The sequence below is a fragment of the Citrobacter sp. MGH 55 genome (assembly GCF_016906145.1).
GTDB classification, from domain to species: Bacteria; Pseudomonadota; Gammaproteobacteria; order Enterobacterales; family Enterobacteriaceae; genus Citrobacter_A; species Citrobacter_A amalonaticus.
In genome coordinates this window covers 2,933,014-2,943,481 of the sequence record NZ_CP070239.1, presented here as the reverse complement: position 1 = coordinate 2,943,481, position 10,468 = coordinate 2,933,014, and the positions used below count along the sequence as shown (strand labels likewise).

General features: G+C 57.2%; 11 protein-coding genes. 2 read left to right on the top strand and 9 right to left on the bottom strand.

Annotated elements, in window-relative coordinates:
- The 8 genes from JTI98_RS21220 to JTI98_RS11750 all read right to left on the bottom strand — a co-directional run.
- Positions 1-345 (bottom strand): AMP-binding protein (locus JTI98_RS21220; RefSeq protein WP_252869581.1); only part of this gene is annotated, 345 nt, incomplete at its 3' end.
- The gene (gene menC, locus JTI98_RS11780) at positions 342-1,304 is read right to left on the bottom strand and encodes an o-succinylbenzoate synthase (RefSeq protein ID WP_216081282.1); all 963 of its coding nucleotides are present in this window, start codon (positions 1,302-1,304) and stop codon (positions 342-344) included. The genes JTI98_RS21220 and menC, both read right to left, overlap by 4 nt.
- Positions 1,304-2,161, bottom strand: coding sequence for a 1,4-dihydroxy-2-naphthoyl-CoA synthase (menB, locus tag JTI98_RS11775; RefSeq protein ID WP_044258523.1), 858 nt, complete (start codon positions 2,159-2,161; stop codon positions 1,304-1,306). The genes menC and menB overlap by 1 nt, the downstream gene beginning before the upstream one ends.
- Before the next feature lie 14 nt (positions 2,162-2,175).
- Positions 2,176-2,934, bottom strand: coding sequence for a 2-succinyl-6-hydroxy-2,4-cyclohexadiene-1-carboxylate synthase (gene menH, locus JTI98_RS11770; RefSeq protein ID WP_054175973.1), 759 nt, complete (start codon positions 2,932-2,934; stop codon positions 2,176-2,178).
- On the bottom strand, positions 2,931-4,601 hold the full coding sequence (gene menD, locus JTI98_RS11765; protein ID WP_216081281.1) for a 2-succinyl-5-enolpyruvyl-6-hydroxy-3-cyclohexene-1-carboxylic-acid synthase: 1,671 nt from the start codon (positions 4,599-4,601) through the stop codon (positions 2,931-2,933). The genes menH and menD overlap by 4 nt, the downstream gene beginning before the upstream one ends.
- A gap of 84 nt (positions 4,602-4,685) precedes the next feature.
- A complete protein-coding gene (gene menF, locus JTI98_RS11760; RefSeq protein WP_058586870.1) occupies positions 4,686-5,984 on the bottom strand; it encodes an isochorismate synthase MenF in 1,299 nt (432 codons plus the stop codon).
- 97 nt (positions 5,985-6,081) lie between these two features.
- Complete coding sequence (elaB, locus tag JTI98_RS11755; protein ID WP_043000026.1) at positions 6,082-6,387, bottom strand: stress response protein ElaB; 306 nt, start codon at positions 6,385-6,387, stop codon at positions 6,082-6,084.
- Positions 6,388-6,434: 47 nt separating this feature from the next.
- Positions 6,435-6,902 (bottom strand): GNAT family N-acetyltransferase, encoded by a 468-nt coding sequence (locus tag JTI98_RS11750; protein ID WP_044266239.1) that lies wholly within the window; start codon positions 6,900-6,902, stop codon positions 6,435-6,437.
- A 65-nt stretch (positions 6,903-6,967) separates the two neighbouring features.
- Between JTI98_RS11750 and rbn the strand changes: the two genes are divergently transcribed.
- Together rbn and JTI98_RS11740 are read left to right on the top strand one after the other, a co-directional pair.
- Positions 6,968-7,885, top strand: coding sequence for a ribonuclease BN (gene rbn, locus JTI98_RS11745; RefSeq protein WP_130098093.1), 918 nt, complete (start codon positions 6,968-6,970; stop codon positions 7,883-7,885).
- 63 nt (positions 7,886-7,948) lie between these two features.
- Positions 7,949-8,953, top strand: a complete 1,005-nt coding sequence (locus JTI98_RS11740; RefSeq protein ID WP_044258510.1) for a chemotaxis protein — start codon at positions 7,949-7,951, stop codon at positions 8,951-8,953.
- Positions 8,954-9,010: 57 nt separating this feature from the next.
- Here the strand turns inward: JTI98_RS11740 and nuoN are convergent, their stop codons facing one another.
- Entirely contained in the window at positions 9,011-10,468 is a 1,458-nt protein-coding gene (gene nuoN / locus JTI98_RS11735) for an NADH-quinone oxidoreductase subunit NuoN (RefSeq protein ID WP_042317815.1), read from the bottom strand.

Genomic DNA, 10,468 nt, shown 5'->3' with positions numbered 1-10,468 from the left:
CAGAAAGGGAAAGCGGTTTTCTCCCTCCAGGTCCAGCGCAAACTGCAGCGTGAGATCGGGCAGCAATGTTGCCAGCAAGGCGTGAGGAAGCTGTGGATTGACCGGCAGGATCCGTGCACCGCACTGCAACAGCGCCAGCCATGCCAGCAGTGTCTGCGGATGATTCCAGGCGCGCAGCATCACGCCGCAGCCTTCGGTAACCCCCTGCGCGGCAAAACCGCTCGCCAGGGCATCAATACGCGTACAGAGCGTGCGCCAGCTTAGCACCTCATCATTCAGGCGTATGGCTGGCGCGTCTCCCTGAACCTGCCGCCAGTATCGCCACGGCCAGTCAGGAAAGGTCATCGCAGGCGTTCCAGTGCAGATTCTTCAATACAGGGCAACATGCTGCCCGGCCAGCGACGAATCTGCTGCGCCTGCATCAGGCTCAGCGTATCCAGTCCCGGAATAGTGTCTGGCGTCAGACACGCGGCAATGCGCGCCAGTTGGGTCAGACCCAGGCTCGACTCGATGGATGAACTGATCACCGCCGTCAGCCCCAGCGCATGCGCGGCCTGTACCTGCTCACGCACTTTTTCCAGCGACCCGGTCAGCGTCGGTTTGATCACCACTGCACGTACGCCCTCTTCTGCTTCAAAGACAAAATCCGCCTCACGCAGGCTTTCGTCCCAGGCGATAGCAATCCCGGTTTCACGGGCAAAGGCTCGCGAGTCGTCGCGCGTTTTGCACGGTTCTTCGAGGAAAGCGATGCGGTTACGGTAGTCCGGGTTCACGTACTTCGCGAACTGCTGCGCCTTCAACGGCGTCCAGGCGCGGTTGGCATCCAGCCGCAGCCGCAATTCCGGGATCGCCTCCAGCAGCAGGTTGACCACCATGCCGTCGCGAACCGCTTCGTACAGTCCGACCTTCACCTTCGCGACTTTTTCGCCGGGCATGTCCGCCAGTTGCAGCACCAGATCGTCCGGGTCCCCGGTACACAGCGGCGCCGCCCGATAGTCTGCGGCTTCAGGCAGCGTTCCGGCTATTTCCGCCAGTGCACAACTGACGCCAAAGGCCACAGAAGGTATGTCAGGCAATGCATCTTCTCCCTGCAGCCAGCCGTCAACCCAGGCCAGCAGCGCAACCTGCGCCTCTTCCTGGGTTTCCTGACTGAATCCCGGCAGTGGGGAGATCTCTCCCCATCCCTGACGCTCGCCGTCGTGCAGGCGAACATACAGCCCGTCACGCGTTTTTAACCGCCTGTCGCGCAGAACCACCCCCGCGTCCATGGGGATCTGCCAGCGGTATACCTGCGCGCTACGCATTACGGATTCCGTTTGAATTTGCTGAAATCAGGCTGACGTTTCTGGTTGAAGGCGTTACGGCCTTCCTGACCTTCTTCCGTCATGTAGAACAGCATGGTGGCGTTACCCGCCAGCTCCTGCAAACCGGCCTGACCATCACAGTCGGCGTTCAGCGCCGCTTTCAGGCAACGCAGCGCCATCGGGCTGTTTTGCAGCATTTCACGACACCAGCGCACGGTCTCTTTTTCGAGTTCGGCCAATGGGACAACGGTGTTCACCAGCCCCATATCCAGCGCCTGTTTGGCATCGTACTGACGGCACAGGAACCAGATTTCACGCGCTTTCTTCTGCCCCACGATCCGCGCCATGTAAGACGCCCCCCAGCCGCCGTCAAAGGAGCCGACTTTCGGGCCGGTCTGCCCGAAGATGGCATTTTCCGCCGCAATCGTCAGGTCGCACATCATATGCAGCACGTGACCACCGCCAATGGAATAACCCGCCACCATCGCCACGACCGGCTTCGGACAGGTACGGATCTGGCGCTGGAAATCCAGCACGTTCAGGTGATGCACACCAGAGTCATCCTGATAGCCGCCGTAGTCGCCGCGAACCTTCTGGTCGCCGCCGGCACAAAAGGCTTTATCGCCTGCGCCAGTCAGAATAATCACGCCCACGTTATCGTCGTAACGGGCATCCGCCATCGCCTGAATCATCTCTTTGACGGTCAGAGGACGGAATGCGTTGCGCACCTGCGGACGATTAATGGTGATTTTTGCGATACCGTCGGTCGATTTCTCATAGCGAATGTCGGTGTAGCCTTCCGAGCAATCGTGCCATTCTACCGGTGCGTAAAGCATTGTTTCATCAGGATAGATCATAGTGTGTCCTTTAGTCAGAGACGCAGAATCTGAGCCAGACAGTCCACCACGCCTGCGGGATTTTCCCGGTGCGCATTGTGTCCGGCGTTACGAATCACATGGCGGGTCGCCGCTAATTCCGTCGCCAGGGCGCAGAATTTGCTGTCACGTTCACCACATAAATAATAAAACGGAAAGGCGCGCGCGGTGAGCGCAGCGCGTAAATCAGGCTGGACCGCCAGCGAAGTGGCTTCCAGCATTGCCGCCAGCGTTTCGCCGTTATTCTGGCTACGCAGCGCGACCAGCGCTTCTCGTTGCCGCGCGTTCAGCGAAGCAAAAACCGGCTGCTGATACCAGTCAGTAAACACCTCAGTCAGCGCGTCATGGCGAAAACGTTCCGCCCAGTGATGGTCAGAATCCCGGCGCGCGTCGCGTTCGGCGTCGCTTTGCAGTCCCGGATGCCCGCCTTCAACCACCAGGCCGCAAAGCCCCGGCATTTCCTGACAGGCCGCCATCATCGCCACTCTGCCGCCGAGGGAATATCCCACCAGCCAGTATTTCAGTATGTTGTAACTAAGAAGGGTATCACGCAGCAAGCTGATCACATCGGTAAATCCGCTGACGCGGATCTCCGCCGATCCACCGTGACCAGGCAGATCGATGTACAAGCGTGAAAAGCCGGAAAGCCGCTCGCCGATCGGTTGCCATTCCTGGCTATCGCCGGAAAAACCGTGCAGGAAAACCAGCCAGGGTGAGTCTGACTGCGCGGCTTTTGCCTGCGCGTGTAGGATCATAAATGGCTCACCTGCGCCAGCAGCTGTTGTAGCGTCTGCGCGCCGTCGGTGTCGTTGACCACCAGTTCAATCACCGTGGTCGCAGGCATACGCCACGCGCCAGCCAGCGCCGCCTCCAGTTCATCCCAGCTTTCCGGGCGATGATACTTGAGGTTAAACATTGCAGCCGCGTGTTCAAAATGGACATTTTGCGGCATCAGGTAAAAGCGTTCACGTTCGCTCTGCGGCGTGGGCAGCAGCGAGAAAATCTGCCCGCCGTTATTGTTCACCACAATCAGTACGAACGGCGCGGAGACCTGCCGTAACAGGGCTAACGCATTGAGATCGTATAACGCCGATAAATCGCCCACGATCGCCAGCGTCGATTTCGCGCTGGCGCGCTGCACGCCCGCAGCGGTCGATAACAGACCATCAATACCACTTGCGCCGCGATTGCTGTAAACCGGGTAACCTGCCGGAAGCTGCGACAGCGCGTCAATCAGGCGTACCACCAGGCTGTTGCCGACAAAAAGCTGCCCCTGTTCAGGCAGATAGTCGCGAATGCGATGCGCCAGTTGCGCCTCGCCAAAAGTATCACGCCGCGCCGCCACGGCCTGCCAGGCCTGCTCCGCCAGACGCGGGATGTCTACACACCACGGTTGCCGTTTTTCCGCAGGATGCAGTTCCAGCCAGTCGCCGATTTTTGCCACCAGACGACGACCGCGATGATGCGCCGGATCCAGCCGCCCTTCGATATTATCGACAATCCAGTACTCCTCCGGCTCGCAGGTCGCCTGCCATTGCAGTAAGCGTTTTCCGGTCAGACTGCTGCCCAGCTGCACCACAATCTGTGCCTGCTGCAGTTCCGTCACCGCCTGCGGATTGCCGAGCCAAAGGTCGGCACAGGGAAGCGGCTGTCCGGTTTGCGACAGCACATCGCCAATCAGCGGCCAGCCCAACGTCTGCGCCCATTGCGCAACTTTCTTGCCCTCTTCTGCACTCATTCGCCCGGCAACGACAACACCGCGTTTTTGTCGCCAGAAGAACCAGTCGCGCTGTTTGTCGCTCTCCAGCCGACGCGCTTCGCGCAGCCAGGGTTTGTCATCCTGCCACCAGTCACCGAGACGCTGTTGCCAGGCCAGACCGGTATCGTCCATCTCGCCATATAACGGCTCGGCAAACGGACAGTTGATATGGACCGCGCCGGCATGCAGCGAGGCCAGCGCATTATCGATAGTCGACACCAGCCAACGGGCCGGAATGTCCTGCGTCGGGCGCGGAAGCGAAAGCGTTTGTGACGGGTGTGACGCAAACATGCCCGCCTGACGAATCGCCTGATTCGCGCCGCAGTCAATCAGTTCAGGAGGACGATCGGCCGTCAGAAGGATCAATTTTTCACCGGTCAGGCCCGCTTCAATCAGCGCCGGATAGAGGTTAGCGACCGCCGTACCGGAGGTCACGATCACGGCAACAGGCTGTTTACTCACCTTCGCCAGTCCCAGCGCCAGATGACCAAGACCACGCTCATCAAAATGCGTGTGGTGAATAAAAGCCGAATTTTCCGCCGCCGCCAGAGTGAGCGGCGTGGAACGAGAGCCAGGGGCAATGCAAACATGCCTGACGCCATGGCGAGTTAATGCTTCCAGAATGACCGCCGCCCAGCGTCGGTTAAATGCGCTTACTGACATGAGATTGTCCGGTATCAATATTGCGACTCAGTATAAAGAACGGAAAAAAGGGATTATTGATATGAGTCGGGAATATGTAACTCATTATCCATCCATCTGTAACAAAGATCGCAGACCAGCGGCTTTATTATCGATTTCCTGCCACTCCTGCTCAGGGTCTGACCCACGAACAATCCCCGCACCGGCATACAGCCGAACCACGTTACCGCTGATTTTCGCCGACCGCAGCGAAACACAAAATTCGCTTTGCTGTAAAGACAGATAGCCCGCCGACCCGGCGTACCATTCCCGCGCAAAAGGTTCACGCTGCTGAATAAATGCCCGTGCCCGTTCGCGTGGGATCCCGGCCACGGCTGCCGTGGGTTGCAACTGCAGTAAACAGAGCGTGTCATCCGCCTGATTCAGCGCCGTCCAGATGCAGCGTCGCAAATGCTGCACTTTTCGCAACCGCAGCACCTGCGGCGGCAAAACGTCCAGTGTATGCGTGTAGTCCTGCAGGCGCTGACAGATATCCTCGACCACCAGCATATTTTCGCGCTGATTTTTGTCGTCCTTCATCAGCCATTCGCCCAGTTGCCAGGCCTTATAATCATCCGGGTGATTTGCTACCGTCCCGGCGAGCGCCTCGGTACGGAGCGCGGTATCGCGACGTCGCCAGAGACGTTCCGGAGACGAACCCAGGAACGCACTCTGCGCAGAAAAAGCCATATAAAAATGGTAGCAGTTCAGGTTCAAACGGCGACTTGAAGCCATCACAGCAGCGGCATTCACCGGGCGAGAAAAGTGCAGATCGCTGGCGCGCGCCAGCACCACTTTATCCAGTTCACCTTCGGCAATCGTCTGCGTGGCCTGCTCAATCAGGTTGATCCAGCCTGCTTTTTCGGGCCAGTGCTGTTCAGCGGTTTTGCTCAGACGCAATGTCGGCAGCGGTTTTACACTCGCCAGCGAGGCGAGAAAGGTCAGTGCCCGGTCAGCATCCTCGCGCAGAGAAACATCACTCCACAAATGCAGACGCAGCACAGCCACGCCCGCACAGCGCCGCCACTCAAGACGCGGTAACACGAGGTTACCCTGCTCTGGATCAAACGCATTCAGTCCCCAGATACGCAGGTCGGTTTGCTGCGGATGTTGGCGAAGAAAGCATTGCGCCTCATCGAGAGAAGAAAATGGCGCAACGACGCCCAGCACGGCGGCCTCTTCATCACCGTTGCGCTGCTGCCAGTAAAATTGCGGATAAATTGACTGACTTGCCAGCCAGCTTAACGCATCGAAAGCGTCATTAAGGGGAAAAGGAACATCGAGAACCCGAATGCCTGGTGCCGCCGGGATTGCCTGCGACAAAAGACGCGTCAGACCTTCCAGCGCAGTAGTGAGTGAATGCACGCGGACCTCTCCCTGTTAAAAACCTCACATTATACGGGGTACTGCACAAAAAAAGCAGTACCCCAGTTTAGGGAGTCAATGCGATCTCGCTTGCAGATTAGCGTCGTGCCAGCAGTAAGCCGAGCACCAGTCCGACCGCCGCGCCAACGCCAATCCCCTGCCAGGGTTTTTCGTGCACATAATCATCTGCACGATAAACGGCCTGTCTGGCACGATAATAATAGCTATCTGAAGCCTGACTTACGCGATTTTTGACCTCATCCAGCGCCTTTTCAGCCCGCGCTTTCAGCTCAATGTATTTCTGATCGGCGGGATCCCCTGAGGAACGCAGCACCTCTTCCAGCGTTTCACTCAGCAACGTCAGGTCGTCATCAATACGCGAATCACCAAATTGATAAGACATTCTCGTTCTCCATGTTAGTAAACCTGCCCCTAACTATAGACAACGACTCAGGATCCCGCCCGAATCGCTTCGCGCGCCATCCCCACATGTGGGATGCCATCTTCCTCATAGACTTCGGTGACCGGAGCAAAACCAAATCGTGCATAGAATGCCTGCAAATGCGCCTGTGCGCCCAGATACAGCGCCTTCTCCGGCCAGTGTCGCTGACAAGACGCCAGCGTCTGCGCCATCAAATTTTGGCCCAGCTTTTCACCGCGTAACGCTTCACTGACGATCACCCGTCCAATCACGACGGGCTCCAGATCTTCAGTGCTTTTCAGAATCCTCGCATACGCCACCAGCTCGCCGTCATGCCAGCCCAGGATATGGCGGTTCTCACCCACCAGATCGTCACCGTCTACGTCGAGATAGGGACAGTTCTGCTCCACAACAAACACCGCACAGCGCAGTTTTAACAGCGCATAGAGCTGTGGGACGGTTAATTCCGAATGATGCAGGTCTTGCCAGGTAATCATCGTGCGCTCCTTTTCCGTAAACGATTTATACTAGCCAGATTATTTTTCAAAAGTGTAATGAAATAATGGAATTTCTCTTTCTGGGTACCTCAGCTGGCGTGCCCACGCGTACGCGCAACGTGACAGCCATTTTGCTACATCATCAACACCCGACGCAGCCCGCGCTATGGCTGTTTGACTGTGGTGAAGGTACGCAACATCAGATGTTGAGCACGGCATATCATCCCGGTAACATTGAGCGGATTTTCATCAGCCATCTGCACGGCGATCATCTGTTCGGTTTGCCGGGTTTACTGTGCAGTCGTTCGATGGCGGGCAATGCTCAGCCGCTAACGCTTTACGGGCCGAAGGGGCTACGGGAGTTTACTGAAACCGCGCTGCGTCTGAGCGGTTCATGGACTGACTATCCGCTGGAAATCGTCGAAATCACCGCCGGGGAAATTCTTGATGACGGGCTGCGAAAAGTAACGGCTTACCCGCTTGAACACCCGCTGGAATGTTACGGTTACCGCGTTGAGGAGCATGATAAACCCGGCGCGCTCAACGCCAGAGCGCTGAAAGCCGCTGGGGTGAAAGCCGGTCCCTGGTTCCAGGATCTGAAAGCAGGCAAAACGGTCACCCTGGAAGACGGCAGCGTGATACGCGGGGCCGATTTTCTTGCCCCGGCGACGCCCGGTAAAACGGTCGCGATTTTTGGCGATACTGCGCCCTGCGCATCCGCGCTTGAGCTGGCGAAAGGGGTCGACGTGATGATTCACGAAACCACGCTGGATACGTCAATGGAAGAAAAGGCCAACAGCCGTGGACACAGTTCCACCCGCCAGGCGGCACTGCTGGCACGGGAGGCTGCAGTCGGAAAGCTCATCATAACGCACGTCAGTTCGCGCTATGACGCCGCAGGTTGCCAGCGACTGCTGGCAGAGTGTCAGGCTATCTTCCCTTCCACTGAACTTGCCGACGATTTCGCCATTTTCACGGTTTAGGGCTCCATTTTTTGCTCTCAGTGCCGATAACAGTAAAAACGCAGTATTCACACTGAGGACAGCATGGACAATTTCCAGAAAGATATCGATGACAGGGCGAATCTGACCCTGTCCAACCGCTTTGAACTGCTGCTGTTTCGTCTGGGAAACTCCCTGCACGAACAGAAATCTGAGCTGTTTGGCATTAACGTGTTCAAGTTGCGCGAAATTGTACCTATGCCTGCCTTTACTCGTCCGGCAGGGATGAAGGCGCCATTGCTGGGAATGGTCAATATTCGCGATCAGGTGATTCCGGTTATTGACCTCCCCGCCGTTGCCGGCTGCAAGCCGGAGAATGGACTCAACATTCTGTTAATCACCGAATATGCCCGTAGCGTGCAGGCCTTCGCCGTCGAGTCGGTCGAAAACATCATGCGCCTGGACTGGAAGCAGGTACACACCGCAGAGAAAGCGGTGAACGGCCGCTACATCACCAGTATCGCCTGTCTGGATGAAGACAAAGAGACCAACAACCTGGCGCTGGTGCTCGACGTAGAACAGATTCTGTATGACATCGTGCCATCAAATCACGACCTGCGCGCAACGGAACTGAAAACCAATAAGTTCAACATCACTCCCGGTGCCGTGGCTATTGTCGCGGAAGACTCCCGCGTAGCCCGTGCGATGCTGGAGAAAGGTCTGACGGCCATGGACATTCCCCATCAAATGCACGTCACCGGTAAAGATGCCTGGGACAAAATTCAGCAACTGGCGCAGGAAGCGGAAGCGGAAGGCAAAGCGATTAGCGAGAAGATCGCACTGGTGTTAACCGATCTGGAAATGCCGGAGATGGATGGTTTCACCCTGACCCGAAAAATCAAAACCGACGAGCGGCTGAAGAAAATTCCGGTGGTGATCCACTCTTCTCTTTCCGGTAGTGCCAATGAAGATCACGTCCGCAAAGTGAAAGCCGATGGCTACGTGGCGAAGTTTGAAGTGAACGAACTGTCATCCGTTATTCAGGAAGTGATGGATCGCGCGGCGCAAAACATCAGCGGCCCGCTGGTCAGTCGTCAGTTGATTGCCTGAAGATTCTTCATCCATAAAAAAACCCGCCTCGGCGGGTTTTTCGTTTTTGCTTGTCGCTTACATCAGCGGTGCGGCTAACTGCACAATACTGATCAGCGGCTGCGGGTAGATACCCAGCACCAGCACCAGCAGTGCGGAGATCAGTACCACAATACCGCCTGCGCTGTACTGCCAGTTAGACGGCGCATCGCGGTTAAGCTGCTGCGGCGCGCTCAGGTACAGACTCACGGCAACACGCAGGTAGTAATACAAACCAATCGCGGAACCAACCACCACAGCGGCAACCAGCCACCACAGGTGCGCCTGCACACCGACGGCCAGCACGTAGAATTTACCGATAAAGCCCAGCGTCATCGGGATACCCGCCAGAGACAGCATCATCACCGTCATCACAGCCGCAAGAATCGGACGATGCCAGAACAGCCCACGGTAGGAGAACAGAGAATCGGCATCCGGACCACGGTACGGACTGGACATCAGGCTGACCACGCCGAACGCGCCGAGGCTGCTGAACAGGTAACCGGCAAGGTAAACGCCGACCGCTTCCATCGACATCTCGCCGCTCTGCAGAGCAATCAGCGCCACTAACAGGTAGCCGAGGTGAGAGATAGACGAATAACCCAGCAGACGCTTGATGTTAGTCTGGCTCAGCGCCATCAGGTTACCGAAGATGATGGAAGCAAAGGCGATCACGCCAAGCACCACGCGAACCGCTTCACTGTCGCCAACCGGCGCGTACAGGAACAGACGCATCACCACGCCGAAGATAGCGATTTTGCTCGCCGTCGCCAGGAAGGTGGAAACCGGAGCCGGTGCGCCCTGGTATACGTCTGGCGTCCACAGGTGGAACGGAACCAGAGAGAGTTTAAAGCCCAGACCAACAATCATCATCCCGAAGCCCGCCAGCAGGAGCGGCTCGTTCAGCATACCGTCGCCTAGGCTCTTACCGAGCGCAACAAACGACAGGTTGCCAGACTGCGCGTACACCAGCGCCATACCAAACAGCAGGAATGACGAGGCGGCAGCAGACAGGATGGTGTATTTGATACTGGCTTCCAGCGAACGTTTCTGACGGAAGGCATAGCCCACCAGACCAAACAGCGGCAGGGAGATCAGTTCGATACCAAGGAACAGCGCCGCCAGATGATTGGCGTTCGCCAGCAGAATGCCACCCAGCGCGGCAATCAACACCAGCAGGTAGAACTCTTCCCGGTTATCGTCATAGCCTTCCAGCCACGGGTAGGCAAAAGTACAGGTCGCCAGACTCGCCAGCAGAACCAGTCCGGTGTAGAGCATTGCGAAACCGTCAACCCGCATCAGCGGGGTCACGTCCATCGCGCCAGCCTGGCCAACAAACCAGAGCGAAACCAGCGCGGCGTTAAGCCCAATGACCGACAGCGTGGCATTGAGGAAGTGATTGCGTCGCCACGCAATGGAGAGCATCACAACCACCACCGTCAAGCCGACGATCAGCAGCGGTAGCAGCGCAATCAGGTGTTGTGGAGTTATTGTCAT

Excerpts from the sequence above, each read along its gene's own strand:
- rbn (WP_130098093.1), top strand. The coding sequence starts at position 6,968 with ATGGAATTTCTCTTTCTGGGTACCTCAGCTGGCGTGCCCACGCGTACG.
- elaB (WP_043000026.1), bottom strand. The coding sequence starts at position 6,387 with ATGTCTTATCAATTTGGTGATTCGCGTATTGATGACGACCTGACGTTG.
- menD (WP_216081281.1), bottom strand. The coding sequence starts at position 4,601 with ATGTCAGTAAGCGCATTTAACCGACGCTGGGCGGCGGTCATTCTGGAA.
- menC (WP_216081282.1), bottom strand. The coding sequence starts at position 1,304 with ATGCGTAGCGCGCAGGTATACCGCTGGCAGATCCCCATGGACGCGGGG.
- menB (WP_044258523.1), bottom strand. The coding sequence starts at position 2,161 with ATGATCTATCCTGATGAAACAATGCTTTACGCACCGGTAGAATGGCAC.
- JTI98_RS11740 (WP_044258510.1), top strand. The coding sequence starts at position 7,949 with ATGGACAATTTCCAGAAAGATATCGATGACAGGGCGAATCTGACCCTG.
- nuoN (WP_042317815.1), bottom strand. The coding sequence starts at position 10,468 with ATGACAATAACTCCACAACACCTGATTGCGCTGCTACCGCTGCTGATC.
- menH (WP_054175973.1), bottom strand. The coding sequence starts at position 2,934 with ATGATCCTACACGCGCAGGCAAAAGCCGCGCAGTCAGACTCACCCTGG.
- JTI98_RS11750 (WP_044266239.1), bottom strand. The coding sequence starts at position 6,902 with ATGATTACCTGGCAAGACCTGCATCATTCGGAATTAACCGTCCCACAG.